This window comes from Reyranella sp. (genome assembly GCF_004297265.1).
In the GTDB taxonomy this organism is placed as follows: Bacteria; Pseudomonadota; Alphaproteobacteria; order Reyranellales; family Reyranellaceae; genus Reyranella.
The window spans coordinates 1-20,678 of the sequence record NZ_SCUT01000023.1 but is presented as its reverse complement, the minus strand read 5'-3'; the positions used below and the strand labels follow the sequence as shown (position 1 = coordinate 20,678).

Here is a 20,678-nt window from a genome sequence, read left to right as displayed (position 1 = left end):
AGGCTGCGACGGGCGCTGCCGGACGGGCAGCGACAGGTACGGGGCGTGCGACGGGACGGTGGGCATCGGCGCGGTCCTTCCGGCAACGGGAGATCGCTGCCAATAGACGCCGCCGGCACCGGCCTTTCTATTCATACGAGCAGATGGCCACCCTATACGAACGTATGGAAGTCGCCCGCGTGGTGCGACGTAGTTCAGCCGTGACCCCCTGCAACGTGTCCGCGGCCTACGGTGTGGAAGCGGTGGCGGTGACACGTTCCGCGAGCTGAGCTACGTAGGGCCGTGGGCTTGGGGAAGCCTCGGACGTCTCGGGGGTGGGCTCTGAATCTCCTGCATTTTCTGGCCGTGACTGCCATTGCGGCCTGCTTCTACGTGTCGCTGCCGGAATGGCAGGGCCGTTCCCGTTCGCGCAGCTTCCTGGTGGTGCCGGCGGCGCTGGCCTTGATCTGCGTCTACATCATGATGGGGTTCGTCGCGCCGGAGAGTCGCCAGCCGTGGCTGTTGCGCGCCGCGCTCGGGCTGGGGCTGGCGCTGGGCGTGATCCGCGGCCTGTTCATCAAGTCCGACATCGACGAGTTCGGCCTGGTGCGCCTGCCCGGCGCACGTGACGGGCTGCTCGTCACCCTGGCGATCGCGGCGGCGGTGGTCGCCGCCACCCTGGCGCCGCTCGTCTCCGGGCAGGTGGTCGCGTGGGTTCCCCATGCGACCAGCCTTGCCGGTCTTGGCGCGACCTACCTGTCGGGTCGCGCCGTCGCGGTCTATCTGCGCACGCGCTCCTAGGCGGCGCCCTCAGGCGGCAAACGAGCGCAGGACCTTGCCGGGCCTCGAGGCCGGATCGGCGCAGAATCCCTTTTCGTCGGCAGCCTTGGCGCCGTTGATCCAGACGCCGTGCAGCCCGACCGCTCCGGCGGTGAGGCGCGCCGCGCCGGCCGGCAGGTCGTGGGCGCGCCGCTTCGGTCCGCGCGCGACGGTCGCCGGATCGAACAGCATGAGGTCGGCGGCCAGGCCCTCGCGCAGCAGGCCGCGATCCTGGATGCCGAACAGCTTCGCGGGCTGACCCGTCAGGCGATGTACCGCCTGCGGCAGGTCGAGCACGCCGAGATCGCGGCTCCAGTGACCCATCAGGTGCAGCCCGAAGCCCGCATCGCAGAAGAAGGTGAGATGGGCGCCGGCGTCGCTCAGCGAGATGTGGGTGTTGGGATCGGCCAGGATGCGGCCGACCTGCGTGTCGTCGTTGTGCAGGAGCTGCGCCACGAACATCGTGTCCAGGTTCTCCGACAGGGCGAAGTCGAGGATGAAGTCGAGTGGGTCCTTGCCCGCCCGCCTGGCGAGTTCGGCCAGGGTCGCGCCTTCCATCGCGCGGTTCTCGTCCCTCGCGGTTTCGACGACGAACAGTTTGTCCCATTCGCCATTGAACAGCAGGCGGCCACGCTTGGCCTGCAGTTCCTCGCGCACCGAGGCGCGCCAGGCCGGGTCGCGATAGATCTTCGCAAGCTCGGCCGGACCGTGCGCCGCCATGGCGGGCTTCCACGCCTGCATGCTCTCGAACAGGTACGGGCTGTGAAAGGTGAAATCCATGCTGAGCGGGCAGCACGAGGTCTGGGCCACCAAGGTGCGGCCGCGGGCGCGTGCCTCGTTCACCTGGTCGAGCGTGGTGAAGGCGGCTTCGGGGTTGGTATTGGAGTGGAACAGAGCGGCGATCACGACCGGGCGGTTCGCTTCCGCGGCGATCTCCTCGAGGTAGGGAATGGTGGTCGTGCGGCCCTTGGTCAGCATGTAGACGCCGGTGCCGCGCTCGCCCATCGCCTTCACCAAGGTGCGTAGCTCGCGGTCGTCGGCCAGGCGCGACGGCATCGGCGTGCCGCCCTCGCCATTGTGCGCTTCCGACGTCGAGGATGCGAACCCGATGGCGCCCGCCGCCATCGCCTCGCGCACGAGGTCGGCCATTCGCGCGACTTCGTTGGCCGTGGCCGCGCGTTCGGTGGCGTCGGCGCCCATCACGAAGGTGCGGATGGCGGAGTGGCCGGCGAAGCAGGCGACGTTGGGGCCGACGCCGTTCTTCTCCAGCATGTCCAGATACTGCGGGAAGCTCTCGAAACCCCAGTTGATGCCGGCCCGCAGCGCGTCGAGCGACATCCCCTCGACGTGGGTCAGGTGGCGCATGGTGAGGTCGCGGTCGGCCGGCTTGCACGGTGCGATGGTGAAGCCGCAATTGCCCAGGATCGCGGTCGTGACGCCCAGCGCCGGCGAGGGATCGACGAAGGGATCCCAGGTGATCTGCGCGTCGTAATGGGTGTGGCCGTCGATGATGCCGGGCGCCAGCGCCAGCCCGTCGGCCTTCACGGTCTCGCGGGCGGCGCCGAGATTCGGGCCGATGGCGGCAATCCTGCCGTCCTTCACGCCGAGGTCGCCGTGGACCGGCGGGGCGCCCGAACCGTCGTGGATTTCTGCGTCCTTGATGACCAGATCGAACATGTTTTTTTCCTCCCGAAAGAACCCTAGTCTGTCGGCAAGGAAATGGAACGGGAGGATTGCATGACTGGCATGACGCGCCGCGGATTCGTGGCGGCAGGAACGGCAGCGGGCGCCGCGTTTGGAATGGCGCCAGCCATCGTTCGCGCACAGGAATTTCCCACCAGGCAGGTTCGCGTGGTGGTCCCTTATCCGGCGGGCGGCGGCACCGACCTGGTAGCGCGCCTGATCGTTCCGCGGCTTGCGGACAAGTGGAAACAGACCGTCATCATCGACAACAAGGGCGGCGCGAGCGGCATCCTGGGCAGCGAGATCGTCGCCAAGGCGGCCCCCGATGGCTACACGCTGCTGATCACGACCAGCGCCCACACGATCAATCCCTACACCACCAAGGTCCTGCCCTACGACACCGAACGCGACTTCACGCCGGTCACGCCGTTGATCGAGGGCGCGCTTGCGCTGGTCGGCTCGCCCAAGGCGGGCATGGACTCGATGGAAAAGTTCATGACGGCGGCGCGCGCCAATCCGGGCAAGTACCAGTTCGGCAGCACCGAGAACACGACCCGCATGGTGGGCGAGCTGTTCCGGGTGAAGAGCGGCCTCAAGATCGAGAACGTGGCCTACAAGGGCGCCGCCCCCATGATGCAGGAGCTGGCCGGCGGCCATATCCCGGTGGGCTTCACCAGCCCGCTCACGGTGATGTCGCACCACCGGGCGGGCACCCTGCGCATGCTGGCGGTGAGCGGCACCAAGCGGCTGCCGGGTCTCGAGGATATCCCGACCATCGCCGAGGCCGGCGTCCCGGGCGTCGACACGACCGCCTGGTTCGCGATGTTCGGGCCGGGCAAGATGTCCCCGGCGCTCGCCAACCGGATGCGCGACGATGTCGTGGCCGTCCTGGCCGAGCCCGAGATGCAGGCCAAGATCCGTGACCTCTCGAGCCTGCCCGGCGGCGAGGCGCCGGACGCCTTCGCCCAGCGCATCACGAAAGAACTGGTGAGCTGGGGCGAAATCGCCAAACTGGCCGGCATCCAGCCGGAGTGAGGCTGGGGGCGCGACATGATCCGAGCCCTGGTGATCGTCCTTCTCGTGCTGCTGGGCATACCCGCCTGGGCCCAGTCCGTCAGCTTTCCCAGCGTCACCGTCGGCAGCAGTCAGGCGGGACCGGAAGTGAAGGGCCGGGTCTACAAACCGGCAGGGAACGGGCCGTTCCCGGCGATCATCCTGGCTCATAGCTGTGCCGGCACGAACCCGCACACGGACGTCTGGGGCAAGCTGCTGGTGAGCTGGGGCTATCTCGTGCTGGCGCCGGATTCGTTCGGTCCGCGTGGCACAAAGGCGGTGTGCACGACACCCGGCGCGGTGACGCCCAACATGCGTGTGGCCGACATCGCGGGCGCGCTCGACTATCTCGCGACGCGGCCCGATGTGTTGAAGGGCAAGGTCGGCATCATCGGCCACAGCCATGGCGGCTCGACGGTGATCCGCTCGGCGCAGAAGAGCTTTGGTCTCGCGCAGCGCGGCCTGGCCGCGGGCGTCGCCTATTATCCCGGCTGCAATCCGAAGTTCGACGGCGGCATCGATATTCCGGTCCTGCTGCTGGCCGGCGACAAGGATGACTGGACGCCGTCGGACCGCTGCCGGACGCTGGTTTCCGGCCTGTCGCGCGGCAGCCTCGTCGACGCGGTTTACTATCCCAATGCCTATCACAGCTTCGATTCGAGAGCCGCCGACCGCACCGTGCCCGGCGCAGCGGGCAAGCAGCACCATCTCGCCTATGACACGGTTGCGGCGCCGGATGCCGAGGCGCGGACGAAGGCCTTCTTCGCGAAATATCTGCGCTGATTCATTGGAGCGCGCCACTCCAGTGGCGCTCATGCCTTGCCGAGAGCGCATATGAGCGCCACTGGAGTGGCGCGCTCCGTTGCGGCTACTTCACCTCGTCCAGACCCATCTGCCGGCACAGCAGCACCAGCGTCTCGTAGATCACGTGGGAGCAGAGGTGGGCGGCCATGCCGTTCACGTCCTGGGGCGGACTCACCGTGTTCACGTCGACGGCCACGATGTTCAAGTCGGTGAGGCAGCGCAGCAGGTCGATGCCTTCTCGGGCGCTGAGGCCGCCCCACGAGGGCGTGCAGACGCCGGGCGCGCAGGACGGGTCGAATACGTCCATGTCGAAGCAGAGATAGACCGGCCGCTTGCCGACCTTGTCGCGGAACTCGGCCATGCGCTGGGCGAAGCCGCCACGCACCAGCTCGTCGATCGACACGACCTTGTAGCCGAGGCTCAGGGCACGCGGCACGACACCCTGAGCGTAGGTCGTGCTGCGGATGCCGACATGCCAGGAGAACTCGGGATCGACGAGGCCTTCCTCGGCGACATGGGTGAACTGGGTGGCGGAGTTGTATTTTTCCTCCGAGCCGTAGGGATAGGAATCGGTGTGCGAGTCGATATGGAGTGCCGCCATCTTCGGATATTTCTTGCCGACGGCGCGGGCGACCGGGACGGTGACCGAGCCATCGCCGCCGATGGTGATCGGCACGGCGCCGGCCTCGACGATGCGATCGGCCGCCTGCTCGATCCGCTCGAAGGCATCGACGATCTTCGAGGGCGTGAGTTTCACGTTGCCGCAATCGACCAGTCCCAGTGCCAGCGCGGGATCGAAGTCGGCATTGGTCGGGTTGAAGCGGCGCATGAGCTGCGACTGCTGGCGCACCGAGTCGGGGCCTCCGCGGGCGCCGATGCGCATGTTGGTGCCGCAGTCGAATGGGATGCCGAGGATGGCGGCCTTGTTGGCCGGGCCCGGACGCCCGTAGGGCACGCCCATGAAGGTGAGCGGCAGGGTGAACAGCTCGTCGTCGGACAGGCGATCCATGTCAGGTCTCCGAGGAGAGGAAATCGTAGGCCACCAAAGTGTGGATCTTGGCGACGGCCAGCAACTCGTCGACCAGCACATGCTCGTCGGCGCCGCCCATGTTGAAGGGCGTGAGGCCCAGCACGACCGTCGGCACGTCGAACATGCGATACCAGCGCGAGTCCGAACCACCGACCCTCATGTTTACGGCAGGCATCTCGCCCAGCACCTCGGCGGCGACCGAGGCCGTGCGCGTCACGATCTCGTGGCCGGGATCGGTGAAGGAGGGCTCGAAGCGCCGGATGGCCTTCCAGCTCACGCCCTCCAGCGGCGCCAGCCATTCGTCGAGTTTGGCGGCGAGTACATCGGTCGTGATCCCCACGGGCAGGCGGATGTCGGCGCGGGCGATGGCGTGGGTGGGCACGAGGTTGGGCGAGGTCCCGCCCTCGATCGTTCCGATGTTCACGGTGACGCGGGACAGCGTGTCGGCCTCGCCGGTGCCCGACAGCGGCTCGGAAATCGGCTTGGCCTTGCCGATCGCGTGGGTGACGACCGGCGGCGACTGGAAGGGCACGTCCTCGAGCTGCTTCAGATAGTCGAGCGCGGTCCGCAGCCGGTCGATGGCGTTGGCGCCCCTGTGGACGTGGGCGCCATGAGCGGGTGAACCGGTGGCCTCGACCTCGACCCACATCAGGCCCTTCTCGCCGAAGCGCACGACCTTGGGGGAGCCGACGTCTCCGCAGATGTTGGCGTCGCCGGCGGCGTGCGGGAAATGCTCGAGGAGGTAGCCCGAGCCCAGCGAGCCCATGTTTTCCTCGTCGCCCGCCAGGGTGAGAACGACCTCGCCGTCCCAGGCGTCGCGGTTTTCGGCCAGCAGCAGCGCGGCCAGCAGCGAGCAGGCGATGCCGCCCTTCATGTCGCAGACGCCTCGACCGTAGAGCTTGCCGTCCTTCAGCACACCGCCCAGCGGCGGCACGGTCCAGGGCAGGTTCTCCAGCAGCGGGAAAGTGTCGAGATGGCCGTTGAAGATCAGGCGTCGGCCGGGCTCGCGGCCGCGGATGCGGCCGATCAGCGAGACGACGCGCGGCTCGGGCTCGACCCGCTCGATCTCGATGCCGGGAATCTCGCGCAGCAGGGCCTCGGCCACCTGCGCCACATCGAACGTGTCGCTCGGCGGGTTGGGCGAGGCAACCGCGACCAGCCGCCGCGTCACGTCGATGAGACGGTCCAGCGAGGCGTCGACCTTGCGCGCCAGCTCGTTGCGAATTCTCGGAGACATCAGCGAGCCTGCAGCCTGCGTTCCCAGAAGCGGATGGCCATGGCGAGGGGCCAGCAGATGAAGAAGTACACGACGGCGATGAAGGTGAAGGTCTCGAGCGGCCGGAAGTTGGTCGCGGAGAGCTCCATGCCGCGCCGCGTGATCTCGCTCACCGAGATGACGGCGCCCAGCGAGGAGAACTTGATGAGCTGCACGAAGTTGGAGGCGAGCGGCGGCAGGGTCATGCGGATCGCCTGCGGCAGAACGATGCGGTTGAACGACTGGAACGGCGTCAGCCCCAGCACCTGGGCCGCTTCGCGATGGCCCTTGGGCACGCTCTGGATGCCCGAGCGATAGACCTCGGAAATGAAGGCGGCCTGGTAGAGGGCGAGGCCGATGATCAGGGCGACCAGCGCCTCGATGCGCACGCCGAACACGATCGGCAGCACGTAGTAGACCCACAGGAGCTGCACCAGGATCGGCGTGTTGCGCACGACCTCGCCGATCGAGATGCCGATCCAGCGCAGCGGCCGGAACCGCGACATGTCGAGCAGGGCGATGATCAGCCCGCCGACCATCGCCAGGACGAGCGTGATGGCGGAGATGATCAGCGTCATCTGCAGGCCGCCCATGAGGAAGTCGAAGCTCCCCCAGACCGTGTCCCAGCGGAATTGGTACTTGAACATTCAAGCCTCGGTGGAGCGCGCCACTCCAGTGGCGCTCTCCCGGATGATTTGCGCCACTGGAGTGGCGCGCTCCAATGAGCTACGGCGCGACGATCGGGTCGAGCTTGTGCTTCTTGGCGTACTTCAGCAGCCGGCCGTCGAGCTTGATCGTGTCGACGAACAGGTTGACGTAGTTCAGCCAGATCTGGTCGCCCTGCGGCACGACGTAGGCGTAGGGCGTGATGGCGAGCTTCTCGTTGGGCAGGATGTAGGTCGCCCAGTCGAACTCGTCGGTCACTTTGATGGCGGTCGGGAAGTCGGTGATGATGACGTCGACCCGCTGCGCGACCAGCTCGGCCTCGCGCGTGTTGGGCGGCGCCACCGAGACGACCTCGGCGTTCTTCACGTAGCCCTTCATGAAGGGCTCCATGTAGCTGCCCAGGGAAACGGCAGCCTTCACGCCCTTCTGGTCGATGTCTTCCCACTTCTTGATCTTGCTGTCCTTGCGCGTGACCGCATAGAGGTTGGTCAGCAGGTAGGGCTTGGAGAACTCGACCGCCTGGCCGCGCTTCATCGTGGCGCCGACGCCGAACATGCCGATCTCGCACTTGCCCGCCTGCAGGTCGGCGATGAACGAGCCGAAGCTCGATTCGACGATCTCCAGCTTGGCGTCGAGCTCCTTGGCGAATTCCTTCGCGAGGTCGGCATCGATACCCTCGATCTCGCCGGTCTTGGAATTGCGGAACGAGATCGAATAGTAGAGCGGGAACTGGCAGACCCGGAGCTTCTTGCTCTTGGTCACCTCGTAGAGACGCGACTGCGTCTGCTGGGCTTCCGCGCCCGTGATCGAAAAGGCGCCAACCGTGCCGGCCAGCGCGAGCGCACCCAGTATCCTTGCCACACCCATCATCGGTCTCCCTTGTTGACCTTCCCCATCACTCGTCCGCGAACTGCTGCAGGAAGCGCCGGGCGCGCTCCGTCTGCGGCGCATCGAAGAAGGCCGAACCCGGCGCCGCCTCGACAATCTCGCCTCGATCCATGAACACGGTGCGCGTGCCGACATGGCGCGCGAAGCCCATTTCGTGCGTGACCACCAGCATGGTCATGCCCTCGCGTGCGAGCTGGCGCATGACGGCCAGCACCTCGCGGCGCAGCTCGGGATCGAGCGCGCTGGTTGCCTCGTCGAACAGCAGGACCTTGGGTGACATGGCGAGCGCGCGGGCAATCGCCACGCGCTGCTGCTGGCCGCCCGACAGGCGCGCGGGATAGGCGTCGCGCTTCTCGAACAGGTCGACCTTCTTCAGCAGCGACTCGGCGATGGCGACGGCCTTGTCCCTGGGCATCTTCTTCACGCGCATCGGCGCTTCGATCAGGTTCTGCAGCACCGACATGTGCGGCCACAGATTGAAGTGCTGGAAGACCATGCCGATCTCGGAGCGCACTTCGCGGGCCGCGGCCTTCACCTGCTTGTCCGGTGATGGCGTCGAAATGGGCACGCCTTCCATGACGACCTGGCCTTCGCTCGGCTCCTCCAGCAGGGCGAGGCAGCGCAACAAGGTGGTCTTGCCCGATCCCGAAGGGCCCACGACGCAGACCACGTCGCGTTCCAGGACTTCCAGCGTCACGCGCGTCAGCACCTGGTTGATGCCGAACTTCTTGGAGACGCCGTCCGCGAGGATCAGGGGGCTCGTGCTGCTCATGTCACTCCATAAGCAATTCCTATGCCGCTCCATGGAAGCCTGCCGGATCGGCAGGAGTTTTGCTAGGAGTTGGCGGGATAACTGTCTGAATGACCAATAACGGCTGTTTATAGAGTATGGACGTCAAGCTCCTCGAAGCCTTCCGTGCGGTGGTGGACCACCGCTCCATGACCGCCGCTGCCGGCGCCATGGGCGTGACCCAGCCCGCGGTCAGCACCCAGATTGCGCGCCTGGAGGAGACGGTGGGCTTCTCCCTGTTCGAGCGCGCCAACGGCCGGCTGACGCCCACGGCCGAGGGCATGCTGTTCTATGCCGAAGCAAGCCGTGTGCTGGGCGAGGTCGACCGGCTGCAGGCGGCGACGGCGCAGATCCGCGGGGGCCAGTCGGGGCGGCTGGCGATCGCCAGCCATCCCTCGGCCGCCATCTCCCTGTTGCCCGATCTCGTGGCGCAGTTCCTGGCTGAGCGTCCCGGAGTCTCCGTTCGGCTGATCTCGCGCCATTCCGACGTGGTGAGCCAGCTCCTGCCGACCGAGAGTTTCGACATCGGCATCGCCGAGCTGCCGATCGACGAAAGCCAGGTCGAGGTCCGGCGCTATGCGATGCGCTGCGTCGCCATCCTGCCGCCGCGTCATGCACTCGCTTCGCGCAAGCTGCTGACGCCGCAACTGCTCGGGCCATACCCGATGGTGATGCCGGCGCGCTCGCATCAGGTGCCCAACCGCATCCGCGGCGTCTTCTCGGCGGCGGGCGTATCCATCAATGCCGTGGTCGAGGCCGAGTTCTTCGCGAGTCTCTGCGGCCTCGTGGCGGCCGGAACGGGCTGGTCGATCGTCGATCCACTGTCGGCGCGCAGTTTCGAGCATCTCGGTCTCGTGACGCGGCCCTTCGAGCCGGCCGTCACCTACGAGATCGGCGCCTTCCATCGCCGCGATCGCGAGCCTTCGGTGCTGGCGACGGCGTTCCTCGACATGCTCGACGACAAACTGAAAGGGTGAATGAATGCGTCTCGACGCCAATCTGATGGGTCGGCTCGCCGCCGACGAGGCGCTGTGGCGCGATTTCAACGACATCTGCGATTGCGGCGGTCGTCTCGCGGGCACCGAGAGCGAAAAGAAGGCATTCGCGTTGCTGCGGGAGAGGGTTCACGCGGCGTCGCCGGCCAATTCGGGCCGGTCGATTCCCGTGCCGTACAATGGCTGGCAGGCGAAGTCGGCGACGCTCAGGCTGCCGGGCGGGGCCTTCGCGCCGTGCCATCCGCTGGTGCGCACGATCGCGACGCCCGGCCTGACCGCCGAGGTGATCGATCTCGGTCGCGGTACGCCCGACGAGTTCGAGGCGCACAAGGCGGAGATCGCGGGGCGCATCGTGCTGGTGCGACACGAGCTGATGTTCGCGGCGGGCACGATCCACCGCCGCCGCAAGTACGACATGGCGCGCGCCCATGGTGCCGTGGGCTTCCTGATCGGCGGCCCGCTGGCGGGACATGTTGTGGCGGGTTCCTCTGGCCGCGATTCCGGCGAGGGCATTCCCGCGCTCGGCATTTCGCCCGAAACGGCGGCGAAGTTGGCGCGCCGGTCGACGGGCTTTCCCACCGTCACGATCGCCATCGAGACCGCGGAGGGGCCGGCCGAGACCGAGACGCTGGTCTTCGACTATCCCGGCCAGACCGACGAATGGGTGGTCCTGTCGGCCCATGTCGATGGCCACGACCTGGCCGAGAGCGCCATGGACAACGGCTCCGGCCTCGCCGCGGTCCTGGCCGTGACGCGCGCCCTGGCACCCGAGATCGCGAAGTGGCGGCGTGGCCTGCGCGTCATGTTCTTCAGCGTCGAGGAATGGGCGCTGACCGGATCGGCACAATATGTGAAGGCGTTGAGCGACGCCGAACGCGCGAAGATCGCCCTCAACGTCAATCTCGATTCGGTGGCGGGCAGTCCCAACCTTGCGGCGCTCACCAGCGGCTTTGCCGGCGTCGAGCCGTTCCTGCTGGGCGTGGCCGAAGCCAATGGCCAAAGCTTGCGCAGCGTGCGCCCGCTGATGACCAATTCCGACCACGCGAACTTCGCGGCGGGCGGCATTCCGGCGATCCGGCTCGTGGCGGGCTTCGACGATCCCAACGCCCATCTGCGCGTCGTGCTCACGCCCGCCGACACGCGCGACAAGGTCGCGCAAAGCGAATTGCGGCAGGCGACCTTGCTGACGGCCGCCCTGGTTGCCGCCGCCTGCAATGCCGATCCGGCCGAAGCCGCGACGTGGCGGCGCTGAGAGGTCAGGCCGGGCGCAGACCGTCCTTCGGGTATTCGCCGCCGGCGTCCTTGATGGCCTGCTTGTAGTTCTTCTCGGAGTTGAAGGGCTCCCGCTTCGGATAGTCCTTCGACTTGCCCGGGCGGATCTCGCCGGTCGAGGGCGTGACGATCAGCAGCTCGCCCCTGCGGCCGAGCAGCGGGATCTCGCGTTTCCAGCGCGAGAAGGTCCGCCGCGCTGTCGCCGAGAAGGTGACGTAGGTGTCGAACTCGTCCTTGTCCTTGACGAACAGCGCCTCGTAGGTGGCGATGAACTCCTCGACGAACTTGCGGTCGACGACCTCGAGGTTGGACATCATCCAGCAGCGATCCTCGAACACCCAGTAGGTGCCGACGCCGACGAATTCCTTCTGCCGCGTCAGGTAGGGATAGAAGGGGAAACCGCGGCAGGCGATCGTGCGATTGTCGCGCTCGCAATGGCGCGCGCCCTTGCAGTGGATGGCCATGCAGTCGGAGGTCAGCTCCTCGACGATCATCCGGGTGGAGTAGTCGTAGGGCTTGAACTTGGACCACAGGTCGGTGCGGGTCTTGAGCAGGTCCCATTCGACCTTGTGCACCACCGGCACGGCGTTTTGCGTGGAACAGCAGACCGGCTCGCCGTCGTTCAGCGGGGCGCACTTGCGGCCGCAGTCGAAGCGCGAGACCGGGGCATTGAAGCCGTCATAGAGGCTCGCGAAGTCGGCCGAGCTTATCTTTGATTTCTTGGTGCTAGGGGGCATGGTCTGCTGTACCCCGATCCATCTGTGAAAGAACAGTTACGGAATTATAACAGCCTGCCGCCGAATGACCTCACGAAACCGGCAGGACCCGCCAGACGACGGTTTCGCGCATGCCCCGGTTCTCGAGCTGCAGGGAGGTCGGGATCTCGTAGCGGCCGCGCTCTTCCAGGCCCTGGGCGCTGAAATAGTTGCGGCCCGGGTCGCCCAGCAGGACCAGCCGGCCCCTCGCGGCGTGGCTGCGCAGCCAGGCCAGCGCCTGGACCGACATCTCGCGCTCGTAGCAGACGTCCCCCGCGATCACCACGTCGGCCTCGGGGTTTCCCGGAGCCGCCGCCAGCCAGTCCTCGCTGCTCGTGTCGATGGAAAGACCGTTGGCCGCGGCGTTGAGGCGCGCGGCGACCAGCGACAGCCGGTCGATGTCGTTGGCCACCACCGACGCCGCCCCTGCATGCGCCGCAGCCATCGACGAGACGCCCGAGCCGGCTGCGAAGTCGATCACGCGCTTGCCGGCGACGAGTTCGGGATTGTCGAGCAGGTAGCGCGCGACCGCCTGGCCGCCCGGCCAGCAGAAGGCCCAGTAGGGCGGATCGACATTCTTTTCCTCGAGCCACGCCTCGGTCGCCTGCCAGATCGGCACGTATTCGGTGGCCAGCCAGAGCCTGAACTCCGGCACCATCGCCGGCGCTTCGAGCGCGGTGTTGGTGCGGATGAATTCTTCGGGATTCTCGGGCAGTCTGGACATCAGCGGACCTTGTCGACGATGAGGGCCAACAGCATCAACCAGCCGACCAGCCGGTTGGACTTGAAGCGCATCAGGCAGTCGGCCTGGTCTTCGGGCTTCAGCAGAGCGATCTGCCAGCAGAGGTGCAGGGCGATGCCGGCCAGCAGCACGAAGTAGCCGACGCCCAGCGGCGCCAGCAGGCCGGTGGCGATCCAGAAGCCGATCGCCAGCACGGCAAACAGGCTGAGCCAGCGCCGTGGCGCGGCGGCAAAGCGGCGTGCCGTCGAACGCACGCCTACCACCGCATCGTCGCGCTGGTCCTGCATGGCGTAGATCGTGTCGTAGACCATCGTCCAGGCGACGCCGCCGAGATAGAGCGCGACCGTGGCCCAGGAGAGCGTCCCGGTGACGGCGGCAAAGCCAACCAGCGCGCCCCAGTTGAAGGCGAAGCCCAGCACCACCTGCGGCCACGAGGTGATCTTCTTCATCGTCGGATAGATCGCGACCAGCAGCAGCGACAGGAGCGCCACGCCGCCCGCGAACTTGTTCAGCTTGAACAGCACGGCGGCGCCCACCGCGCCCTGCAGCGCCATCCAGATCAGAGCGTGGTGCAGCTTCAGCTCGCCCGACGGCAGCGGCCGGCCGCGGGTGCGCTCGACGCCGGCATCGACCTTGCGGTCCAGGATGTCGTTCCAGGTGCAGCCGGCGCCGCGCATGGCGATGGCGCCGACCGTGAACAGCGCCATGAAGCCCGCGAGCTGGGCCCAGTTGGGCGCGGCGGCCAGCGCCGACGACCACCAGCAGGGAAACAGCAGCAGCCAGATGCCGATCGGCCGGTCCCAGCGCGCCAGCCGCCCATAGGGGCGCGCCCAGGGCGGCAGGTAGCGCAGCGTCCAGTGCGTGCTGTCGATATCGGTGAAGCCGGTTGTCCGCCCGGTGGTCATGGCGTCATCATGCGCGTCATCATGCAGCTATGCGCGACAATGATCCATGAAGGCAAATAGATGAGTGTGACGCGTCTTTTCGTCGGGGCCGATCTCGCGGCTGGCGGCGAAGCCCCGCTCGACGAGGCCCAGGTCCATTACCTGCGCAACGTGATGCGCCGGCCCGACAGTTCGCCGCTGCTGCTGTTCAACGGCCGCGACGGCGAATGGCGCGGCACCTTGTCGTCCCGTGGCAAGAAAGCCGCCGTTGCGGAAGTGGGCGAACGCACGCGCGAGCAGGCGCCCGAGCCCGATGTCTGGTTGTGCTTCGCGCCGGTGAAGCGCGCGCGCATCGACTATATCGCCGAGAAGGCGACCGAGCTGGGTGTGTCGGTCCTGCAGCCCGTGGTGACGCGCCACACGGCGGTTGAGAGGGTCAATGTCGGCCGTTTGCGCGCCAATGCGGTGGAAGCGGCCGAACAGACCGAGCGCCTGACGGTGCCCGAGGTGCGCGACTCGATCGACCTCGGAAAGCTGCTCGACGCCTGGCCGGAGGGTCGCCGACTCATGATGTGCGATGAGACGGGCGGCGGGCCGCCGATCGCCGAGGCGCTGTCGCAGCTCGACGAGGCCGCGCGGACTGCGCCCTGGGCCATCGTCATCGGACCGGAGGGCGGTTTCGCGGAAGCCGAGCTGCAGGCGCTGCGTCGCATAAAGGATGTAACGTCTGTGGGCCTCGGTCCGCGCATCCTGCGGGCCGATACCGCGGCGCTGGCAGCGCTGGCATGCTGGCAGGCGCTGCTGGGCGACTGGCGGCGCCCGACACCGCGTCTCAGCGGCGATTATCGCGCCTCCAGGGTTACCGTCTGAGCGCTTGCGCAGGCCCCCGGCGATGTGGGAGAGAGCGAATCGAACAGGATGAACCAGCCGCGGCCTCGGGTGAGGTTTTCTCATGCGACCGCGCCGCTCCATCAGCCCTCACAAGGCGCGGAGCGATCAGGGAGAGTTGATCGTATGTCCGCACCTCCGTCGGGCGGCGGCGCGCCGATCGAAAATCGGCGGCAGCTGATTGAATACTTCGCGGCCGGCAACAAACCGCGGGCCAAGTGGCGCATGGGCACCGAGCACGAGAAGTTCGGCTACCACACCAAGACCCTGAAGCCGCTGGCCTATGATGGGCCGGACGGAATCCGCGCCATGCTCGAAGGGCTGACGCGATTTGGCTGGGAGCCGGTGGTCGAGGGCAACAATCCGATCGCCCTGCTGCGGGGCAAGGCCAGCATCACCCTGGAGCCGGGCGGACAGTTCGAGCTGTCCGGCGCGCCGCTGGAAACGCTGCACGAAGCGGCGGCCGAGAACGGCCAGCATATCGACGAGGTGAAGCAGGTCGCCGGCGAGATCGGCGCGTCGTTCATCGGGCTGGGCTTCGCGCCCGAATGGACGCGCGAGGACATGCACTGGATGCCCAAGGGCCGCTACAAGATCATGCGCGAGTATATGCCCAAGAAGGGCAAGCTCGGCCTCGACATGATGCTGCGCACCTGTACCGTGCAGACCAACCTCGACTTCGAGTCCGAAGCGGACATGGTGAAGAAGTTCCGCGTCTCGCTGGCGCTTCAGCCGATCGCCACCGCCCTGTTCGCCAACTCGCCCTTCAAGGAGGGCAAGGAAGCCGGTTTCAAGAGCTACCGCAGCCACATCTGGACCGACACCGATCCCGACCGTTGCGGCATGCTGCCTTTCGTGTTCGAGGACGGGTTCGGCTTCGAGCGCTACGTCGACTACATGCTCGATGTGCCCATGTACTTCGTCTATCGCGATGGCAAGTATATCGACGCGTCCGGCCAGAGCTTCCGCGATTTCCTGAAGGGCAAGCTGCCGGCGCGGCCGGGCGAGCTGCCCTCGATCAACGACTGGGCCGACCACATCACCACAGCCTTCCCCGAGGTGCGGCTGAAGCGCTACCTCGAAATGCGCGGCGCGGATGCCGGTCCGCTGGGCGCGCTCAATGCGCTGCCGGCGCTGTGGGTCGGACTGCTCTACGACCAGGGCGCGCTCGACGCGGCCTGGGACCTGGTGAAGGACTGGAGCACCGCCGACCACGATTTCCTGCGCGCCGAGACGCCGAAGTCTGGCCTCGCCACCCTGTTCCGGGGCCGTGTGCTCTCGGAACTGGCGCGCGACGTCGTCGAGATTGCCCATGCCGGCCTGCGGGCCCGCAACCAGCTCAACGCGGACGGCGCCGACGAGACCCTGTACCTGGCACCGCTCGACCGCGCCGTCGCCAGCGGCCAGGCACCGGCCGACGAACTCCTCGCCAAGTGGCACGGCGAATGGAAAGGGTCCTTCGCGGCGCTGTTCCGCGACTGTGCCTACTGAGGTAAGGTCGCCGCATGCTCGACCGTTGCGACCGCGTCCAGATCGCCGTGCACGACGCCGCCAAGGCGGCACGGCGCTTCGGCCAATTGCTCGGCAGCCAGGTGGCGCGGCATGACCATAGCCGCCACCTCTCGGCCAGGCGCACGATCCTCGCGGTTGGCGAGAGCGAGTTCGAGCTCTGCGAGCCCGACGGCGCGGGTCTCACCCAGGAATTCCTGAGCCGCCGCGGCGAAGGGCTGATGACCGCCGGCTACTGCACCGCCGATCTCGACGGCATGGTGAAGCGCTGGGAAGGTCTCGGCGTCGGCTACGACCGCGACAACGGGCAGCTCTACCTCGCCAGCGACGCGACCTTCGGGCTGCCCATCGTGATCTCCGAGAGCACCTACCGGCCGCGGGTCGGCCCGGTGTCGTTCCTCTACGAGACGACCAACACGCTGATGAGCGACTGGCGCCGCGTCGCCGCGGTCTATGCCGGCCTGTTCGGGCTCGATCCGTCGCGCTTCAGTGAGATCGGCAGCGAGCGCTTCGGCTACATCGGCACGCTCACCCTGTTCGATCCGCCCAACCGGCTCGACCGCATCGAGTTGAGCCAGGTCACCGACAACGTCCATGCGATGGGGCGCTTCGCCCACAAGCACGGCGACTCGCTCTACATGTGCTACGTCGAGGTCCATGACTGGCCCAACGTGCGCCAGCGCCTGCTCGACGCCAACGCCCGTTACACCCCGCGCGGCGCCGATCCTGTGACCGATCCCGACGGCGGCTGGATTCATCCCAAGGAACTGCACGGGCTGCTGCTCGGCGTCTCGCGTACCGGTCTCGCCTGGGACTGGTCCGGACGCGAAGAACTGGTGCCCCCCGTATGAGTTTTTTCAAGAGTTTTGGCATGACCCGTCGTTCGTTCGTCTTCACGGCTCCGGCTCTGTCGGCCGTACCGACGGTCGTCTACGCCCAGCCCGACCAGTGGCAGACCGTGGTCGGGCCCGACCTGCGCTTCCGGCTGGAGATGCCGGCGCCGGTCAACAAGACCTCGGCGGCCGAGAAGGAGAAGGGCCATGCCGGCGAGCGGGTCGCCTGGGCCTCCAAGCGGGCCGACGAGATGTTCGACTTCGATTATGTCGACTACGAGCCGGGCTGGTTCTCGTCCAAGGACGGCAAGGAGATGGCGCGCGAGCTGGGGCGCGGCGAAGCCGAGAAGGCCTTCCCGCGCGCCAAGTTCAAGTACGTGCTCGACGAGCCGGTCACCCTGCAGGGCTGGGACGGCTATGCGCTCGACATCGCCGACCAGCAGGGCTCGCTGGTGATGATGCGCACCTATATCGTGAAGGACCGGCTCTATCGCCTGCTGGTCACGGCGAAGAGCGACGAGGAGACGAAGGCCGCGGCCGCGCGTTTCCTGGGTTCGCTCCGGTTCGCGGAGACCAAGAGCTAGGATGCGTATCTGCGTTTTCGGCGCCGGCGCCATCGGCGGCAACTATGCGACCCGTCTCGCGGCGGCCGGCAACGAGGTCTCCGTCGTGGCCCGCGGTCCCCATCTCGACGCGATCCGCGCCAAAGGCCTCACCCTGCTGACCGGCGACAAGACCATCGTCGCCAAGGTCGCGGCCAGCGACAAGCCGGCCGATCTCGGTCCGCAGGACGTGGTGATCTCGACCCTGAAGGCCTCGAGCCTGTCGGCGATCGCCGACACGGTGGCGCCTCTGCTGGGGCCGGACACGCCGGTGGTCTTCGCCCAGAACGGCATTCCCTGGTGGTATGGCCATGGGCTGGGCAAGGATCGGCCCAAGGCGCCCGACCTGTCGCGGCTCGATCCGGGCGGCGCTCTTTTGAAGACGGTGGGCTTCGACCGCACGCTGGGCGGTGTCATCACCTCGTCCAATCACGTGATCGAGCCCGGCGTAGTGCGCAACATTTCTCCCGAGCGCAATGTGCTGTGGGTTGGCGAGCCGGACGATCGCCAGACGCCGCGCATCGGGAAGCTGCGCGAGACGCTGATCGCCGCCGGCATCGCCTCACCCTCGACCACCGACATCCGCTACGACATCTGGCACAAGCTGATGGCCAACTTCACCGGCTCGACGCTGTGCCTCATCCTGCGCCAGCCCACGACCATCCAGGCGACGCCGATGGTCAATCGTCTGGCCCGCCGCGCCCATGCCGAGGCGTTGGCCATCGCCGCCGCGAACGGCGTCGTGCTCGACGATTCGCCCGAGGTCCGCTACGGGCCCAAGCGCGTCTATCCCGACCACCGCCCGTCGATTCTGCAGGATTACGAAGGTGGCCGGCCGATGGAAGTCGAGGCGATCGTGCGCGCACCGCTCGCCTTCGGACGCAGCGCCGGCATCGATACGCCCACGCTCGACGCCATCGAATCGATCGTCGTCAGCCTCGCCGAATCCAAGCAGCTCTATCAATCCTGAGCATGAGCGCCGCCGCTTCCGCCAACATCGACAAGCGCATCGAGACGTTGGGCGATTGGCGCGGCGAGACGCTGGCCCGCGTGCGCAAGCTGATCCATGACGCCGATCCCGAGATCGTCGAGGAATGGAAATGGCGCGGCGTGCCCGTGTGGGAACATGACGGCATCGTCTGCACCGGCGAGACCTACAAGCAGGTCGTGAAGCTCACCTTCGCGCGGGGTGCGGCATTGCCGGATGCGAAGAAGCTGTTCAACGCCAGCCTCGACGGCAATGTCCGCCGCGCCATCGACATTCCGGAAGGCGGCAAGCTGAACGAGGCGGCCTTCAAGGCCCTGATCCGCGCCGCTGTGGCCGCGAACAAGGAAGCGCTGGCCGAGCGGGCCGCGAAAAAGAAGAAGCGGTAGCGAGCACCACTCATGTCCCTCGCCCCCGATAGGGGGAGAGGAGTTTGAAAGGGAAGCTCAAGTCAGGTCGCGGTGCCGCCGACCGTCAGGGCGTCGATGCGCAGGGTCGGCTGGCCGACGCCGACGGGAACGCCCTGGCCGTCCTTGCCGCAGGTGCCGATGCCGGGATCGAGCGACATGTCGTTGCCGACCATGCCGACGCGGGTCAGCGCCTCGGAGCCGGCGCCGATCAGGGTCGCGCCCTTCACGGGGCGGCCGAGCTTGCCGTCCTCGATCAGGTAGCCCTCGGTCACGCTGAACACGAACTTGCCCGACACGATGTCGACCTGGCCGCCGCCGAAATTGGCGCAGTAGAGGCCCTTCTTCACCGAGGCGATGATCTCCTTCGGGTCTTTGTCCCCGCCCAGCATGAAGGTGTTGGTCATGCGCGGCATCGGCGCATAGGCATGGCCCTGCCGGCGGCCGTTGCCGGTCGGCTTCACTCCCATCAGGCGGGCGTTCATGCGGTCCTGCATCAGGCCGACCAGGCGGCCGTCCTCGATCAGCACGTTACGCTGGGTGGGTGTGCCCTCGTCGTCGATGGTGAGCGAGCCGCGGCGGTCGTTCAGCGTGCCGTCGTCGACCACGGTCACGCCCGGCGAGGCAATCATCTCGCCCATCAGATGGCTGAACATCGAGGTCTTCTTGCGATGGAAGTCGCCTTCCAACCCGTGTCCGACCGCCTCGTGCCACAGCACGCCCGACCAGCCGGCGCCCAGCACGACCGGCATCTCGCCGGCCGGCGCGTCGATCGAGTCGAGGTTGACCAGCGCCTGGCGGATCGCCTCGTCGGCCTCCTTCTGCCAGTAGCCCGGCAGGAAGATGTCGCCATAGGCGGCGCGGCGGCCGCTGCCGGTGCTGCCGGCCTCCATGCGCGAGCCGTCGGCGCAGACGACGCTGACGTTCAGCCGCACCAGCGGCCGCACGTCGGCGGCACGCCAGCCGCCGGCGCGCACGATCTCCACGACCTGCCACGAGCCCGACAGCGAGACCGAGACCTGGCGCGCCTTGGGCTCCTTGGCGCGGACATAGGCGTCGATCTCCTGCATCAGCGCAACCTTCTGCGCGAAGGGCACGCCGTCGATCGGATTGTCGTCGGCATAGAGCAGCCGGTTTGTGCCGCGCGGAGACTCGTCGGAGGTGCCGCCGCGGCCCGACCGCACGGTTTTCACCGTCTCGGCCGCCCGCTTCAGCGCCTGCTCGTCGAGCGCCGAGGCGTGGGCGAACCCGGTCACGTCGCCCGCCACCGAGCGCAGGCCGAAGCCCTGCGAGGTGTCGAACGACGCGCTCTTCAGCTTGCCGTCGTCGAACGACAGGCTCTCGCTCTGGACATATTCGAGGAACAGCTCGCCGTCGTCGGTGCCGGCCAGCGCGTCGTCGACCATCTTCTCGGTCTTGCGCTTGTCGAGGCCGTCCTTGCCGAAGAACAGGCCGTCGGCGGTGGCGAGATGGTTGATCGACTTGCTCATTGCGGCACACCTTCTCTCTATGTCGTCCTGAGCGCAGCGAAGGACCTAGCGCCGGCGACAGACACTCCGCCAGTTGCGAGGCCAGGTCCTTCGCTGCGCTCAGGACGACAATGGGTCTCAGACGACCAATACGATCTTCCCAAAATGGGCATTGGCCTTCATGTGCGCAAGCGCGGCGGCGGCCTCGGACAGGGGGAAGGTCTTGTCGATCGGCAGGCTGAGCTTGCCTTCCTCGATGGCGGGCCAGAGGTCCCTGCGGGCGGCGTGCACGATATCACGCACCTCCTCGGGGCTGCGGGTGCGGAAGGTGACGCCGATATAGTCGATGCGCTTCAGCGCATGCAGGTCG

The 20,678-nt window shown here is 67.2% G+C and carries 22 protein-coding genes; 11 read left to right on the top strand and 11 right to left on the bottom strand.

What is annotated here, in order from left to right; genetic code table 11:
- The first annotated feature begins 345 nt into the window (after nt 1-345).
- Nucleotides 346-780: a hypothetical protein gene (locus EPO41_RS08700; protein WP_296323340.1), complete on the top strand. Its 435-nt coding sequence runs from the start codon at nt 346-348 to the stop codon at nt 778-780.
- A gap of 9 nt (nt 781-789) precedes the next feature.
- Here the strand turns inward: EPO41_RS08700 and EPO41_RS08695 are convergent, their stop codons facing one another.
- Nucleotides 790-2,475, bottom strand: a complete 1,686-nt coding sequence (locus EPO41_RS08695) for an amidohydrolase family protein (RefSeq protein WP_296323337.1) — start codon at nt 2,473-2,475, stop codon at nt 790-792.
- A 60-nt stretch (nt 2,476-2,535) separates the two neighbouring features.
- Between EPO41_RS08695 and EPO41_RS08690 the strand changes: the two genes are divergently transcribed.
- Together EPO41_RS08690 and EPO41_RS08685 are read left to right on the top strand one after the other, a co-directional pair.
- A complete protein-coding gene (locus tag EPO41_RS08690; RefSeq protein WP_296323334.1) occupies nt 2,536-3,516 on the top strand; it encodes a tripartite tricarboxylate transporter substrate-binding protein in 981 nt (326 codons plus the stop codon).
- Nucleotides 3,517-3,531: 15 nt separating this feature from the next.
- A complete protein-coding gene (locus tag EPO41_RS08685) occupies nt 3,532-4,317 on the top strand; it encodes a dienelactone hydrolase family protein (protein WP_296323331.1) in 786 nt (261 codons plus the stop codon).
- An 85-nt stretch (nt 4,318-4,402) separates the two neighbouring features.
- On the opposite strand, the gene EPO41_RS08680 is transcribed toward EPO41_RS08685, so the two are convergent.
- The 5 genes from EPO41_RS08680 to EPO41_RS08660 form a co-directional block, all read right to left on the bottom strand.
- Nucleotides 4,403-5,347, bottom strand: a complete 945-nt coding sequence (locus tag EPO41_RS08680; RefSeq protein WP_296323329.1) for an arginase family protein — start codon at nt 5,345-5,347, stop codon at nt 4,403-4,405.
- Between the two features lies 1 nt (nt 5,348).
- Complete coding sequence (locus EPO41_RS08675) at nt 5,349-6,605, bottom strand: M20/M25/M40 family metallo-hydrolase (protein WP_296323326.1); 1,257 nt, start codon at nt 6,603-6,605, stop codon at nt 5,349-5,351.
- The gene (locus tag EPO41_RS08670; RefSeq protein ID WP_296323323.1) at nt 6,605-7,270 is read right to left on the bottom strand and encodes an amino acid ABC transporter permease; all 666 of its coding nucleotides are present in this window, start codon (nt 7,268-7,270) and stop codon (nt 6,605-6,607) included. Before EPO41_RS08670 ends, EPO41_RS08675 begins: the two co-directional genes overlap by 1 nt.
- Nucleotides 7,271-7,349: 79 nt before the next feature.
- Nucleotides 7,350-8,159 (bottom strand): ABC transporter substrate-binding protein, encoded by an 810-nt coding sequence (locus EPO41_RS08665; RefSeq protein ID WP_296323320.1) that lies wholly within the window; start codon nt 8,157-8,159, stop codon nt 7,350-7,352.
- A 25-nt stretch (nt 8,160-8,184) separates the two neighbouring features.
- Entirely contained in the window at nt 8,185-8,949 is a 765-nt protein-coding gene (locus EPO41_RS08660) for an amino acid ABC transporter ATP-binding protein (RefSeq protein ID WP_296323316.1), read from the bottom strand.
- Between the two features lie 116 nt (nt 8,950-9,065).
- Between EPO41_RS08660 and EPO41_RS08655 the strand changes: the two genes are divergently transcribed.
- Together EPO41_RS08655 and EPO41_RS08650 are read left to right on the top strand one after the other, a co-directional pair.
- Complete coding sequence (locus tag EPO41_RS08655; protein ID WP_296323313.1) at nt 9,066-9,944, top strand: LysR family transcriptional regulator; 879 nt, start codon at nt 9,066-9,068, stop codon at nt 9,942-9,944.
- A gap of 4 nt (nt 9,945-9,948) precedes the next feature.
- The gene (locus EPO41_RS08650) at nt 9,949-11,214 is read left to right on the top strand and encodes a M28 family peptidase (RefSeq protein WP_296323310.1); all 1,266 of its coding nucleotides are present in this window, start codon (nt 9,949-9,951) and stop codon (nt 11,212-11,214) included.
- A 4-nt stretch (nt 11,215-11,218) separates the two neighbouring features.
- Here the strand turns inward: EPO41_RS08650 and EPO41_RS08645 are convergent, their stop codons facing one another.
- The 3 genes from EPO41_RS08645 to ubiA all read right to left on the bottom strand — a co-directional run bounded on the left by EPO41_RS08645 (nt 11,219) and on the right by ubiA (nt 13,636).
- Entirely contained in the window at nt 11,219-11,971 is a 753-nt protein-coding gene (locus EPO41_RS08645) for a hypothetical protein (protein WP_296323307.1), read from the bottom strand.
- Nucleotides 11,972-12,041: 70 nt separating this feature from the next.
- A complete protein-coding gene (locus EPO41_RS08640; protein ID WP_296323304.1) occupies nt 12,042-12,713 on the bottom strand; it encodes a 50S ribosomal protein L11 methyltransferase in 672 nt (223 codons plus the stop codon).
- Nucleotides 12,713-13,636, bottom strand: a complete 924-nt coding sequence (gene ubiA, locus EPO41_RS08635; RefSeq protein WP_296323300.1) for a 4-hydroxybenzoate octaprenyltransferase — start codon at nt 13,634-13,636, stop codon at nt 12,713-12,715. Before ubiA ends, EPO41_RS08640 begins: the two co-directional genes overlap by 1 nt.
- A 60-nt stretch (nt 13,637-13,696) precedes the next feature.
- On the opposite strand from ubiA, the gene EPO41_RS08630 reads away from it, so the two are divergent.
- The 6 genes from EPO41_RS08630 to EPO41_RS08605 all read left to right on the top strand — a co-directional run bounded on the left by EPO41_RS08630 (nt 13,697) and on the right by EPO41_RS08605 (nt 18,821).
- Nucleotides 13,697-14,485, top strand: coding sequence for a 16S rRNA (uracil(1498)-N(3))-methyltransferase (locus EPO41_RS08630; protein ID WP_296323297.1), 789 nt, complete (start codon nt 13,697-13,699; stop codon nt 14,483-14,485).
- Nucleotides 14,486-14,629: 144 nt separating this feature from the next.
- The gene (locus tag EPO41_RS08625) at nt 14,630-15,994 is read left to right on the top strand and encodes a glutamate--cysteine ligase (RefSeq protein WP_296323294.1); all 1,365 of its coding nucleotides are present in this window, start codon (nt 14,630-14,632) and stop codon (nt 15,992-15,994) included.
- 14 nt (nt 15,995-16,008) lie between these two features.
- Nucleotides 16,009-16,863 (top strand): VOC family protein, encoded by an 855-nt coding sequence (locus tag EPO41_RS08620; RefSeq protein ID WP_296323290.1) that lies wholly within the window; start codon nt 16,009-16,011, stop codon nt 16,861-16,863.
- A 20-nt stretch (nt 16,864-16,883) separates the two neighbouring features.
- On the top strand, nt 16,884-17,429 hold the full coding sequence (locus EPO41_RS08615) for a hypothetical protein (RefSeq protein ID WP_296323288.1): 546 nt from the start codon (nt 16,884-16,886) through the stop codon (nt 17,427-17,429).
- A 1-nt stretch (nt 17,430) separates the two neighbouring features.
- Nucleotides 17,431-18,417: a 2-dehydropantoate 2-reductase gene (locus tag EPO41_RS08610; protein ID WP_296323285.1), complete on the top strand. Its 987-nt coding sequence runs from the start codon at nt 17,431-17,433 to the stop codon at nt 18,415-18,417.
- A gap of 2 nt (nt 18,418-18,419) precedes the next feature.
- On the top strand, nt 18,420-18,821 hold the full coding sequence (locus EPO41_RS08605; RefSeq protein WP_296323281.1) for a DUF1801 domain-containing protein: 402 nt from the start codon (nt 18,420-18,422) through the stop codon (nt 18,819-18,821).
- Between the two features lie 62 nt (nt 18,822-18,883).
- On the opposite strand, the gene tldD is transcribed toward EPO41_RS08605, so the two are convergent.
- Nucleotides 18,884-20,245 carry a metalloprotease TldD gene (gene tldD, locus EPO41_RS08600; protein ID WP_296323417.1) on the bottom strand — a complete coding sequence of 454 codons (1,362 nt, stop codon included), beginning with the start codon at nt 20,243-20,245 and terminating at the stop codon, nt 18,884-18,886.
- Between the two features lie 201 nt (nt 20,246-20,446).
- On the bottom strand, nt 20,447-20,678 hold a 232-nt coding region (locus EPO41_RS08595; RefSeq protein WP_296323276.1), incomplete at its 5' end, for a zinc-binding dehydrogenase.

Coding starts and splice junctions, on each gene's coding strand:
- EPO41_RS08610 (WP_296323285.1), top strand. CDS start 17,431: ATGCGTATCTGCGTTTTCGGCGCCGGCGCCATCGGCGGCAACTATGCG.
- ubiA (WP_296323300.1), bottom strand. CDS start 13,636: ATGACCACCGGGCGGACAACCGGCTTCACCGATATCGACAGCACGCAC.
- EPO41_RS08655 (WP_296323313.1), top strand. CDS start 9,066: ATGGACGTCAAGCTCCTCGAAGCCTTCCGTGCGGTGGTGGACCACCGC.
- EPO41_RS08670 (WP_296323323.1), bottom strand. CDS start 7,270: ATGTTCAAGTACCAATTCCGCTGGGACACGGTCTGGGGGAGCTTCGAC.
- EPO41_RS08665 (WP_296323320.1), bottom strand. CDS start 8,159: ATGATGGGTGTGGCAAGGATACTGGGTGCGCTCGCGCTGGCCGGCACG.
- EPO41_RS08685 (WP_296323331.1), top strand. CDS start 3,532: ATGATCCGAGCCCTGGTGATCGTCCTTCTCGTGCTGCTGGGCATACCC.
- EPO41_RS08640 (WP_296323304.1), bottom strand. CDS start 12,713: ATGTCCAGACTGCCCGAGAATCCCGAAGAATTCATCCGCACCAACACC.
- EPO41_RS08605 (WP_296323281.1), top strand. CDS start 18,420: ATGAGCGCCGCCGCTTCCGCCAACATCGACAAGCGCATCGAGACGTTG.
- EPO41_RS08675 (WP_296323326.1), bottom strand. CDS start 6,605: ATGTCTCCGAGAATTCGCAACGAGCTGGCGCGCAAGGTCGACGCCTCG.
- EPO41_RS08660 (WP_296323316.1), bottom strand. CDS start 8,949: ATGAGCAGCACGAGCCCCCTGATCCTCGCGGACGGCGTCTCCAAGAAG.
- EPO41_RS08625 (WP_296323294.1), top strand. CDS start 14,630: ATGTCCGCACCTCCGTCGGGCGGCGGCGCGCCGATCGAAAATCGGCGG.
- EPO41_RS08680 (WP_296323329.1), bottom strand. CDS start 5,347: ATGGATCGCCTGTCCGACGACGAGCTGTTCACCCTGCCGCTCACCTTC.
- EPO41_RS08630 (WP_296323297.1), top strand. CDS start 13,697: ATGAGTGTGACGCGTCTTTTCGTCGGGGCCGATCTCGCGGCTGGCGGC.
- EPO41_RS08645 (WP_296323307.1), bottom strand. CDS start 11,971: ATGCCCCCTAGCACCAAGAAATCAAAGATAAGCTCGGCCGACTTCGCG.
- EPO41_RS08650 (WP_296323310.1), top strand. CDS start 9,949: ATGCGTCTCGACGCCAATCTGATGGGTCGGCTCGCCGCCGACGAGGCG.
- EPO41_RS08690 (WP_296323334.1), top strand. CDS start 2,536: ATGACTGGCATGACGCGCCGCGGATTCGTGGCGGCAGGAACGGCAGCG.
- EPO41_RS08615 (WP_296323288.1), top strand. CDS start 16,884: ATGACCCGTCGTTCGTTCGTCTTCACGGCTCCGGCTCTGTCGGCCGTA.
- EPO41_RS08620 (WP_296323290.1), top strand. CDS start 16,009: ATGCTCGACCGTTGCGACCGCGTCCAGATCGCCGTGCACGACGCCGCC.
- EPO41_RS08695 (WP_296323337.1), bottom strand. CDS start 2,475: ATGTTCGATCTGGTCATCAAGGACGCAGAAATCCACGACGGTTCGGGC.
- tldD (WP_296323417.1), bottom strand. CDS start 20,245: ATGGTCGACGACGCGCTGGCCGGCACCGACGACGGCGAGCTGTTCCTC.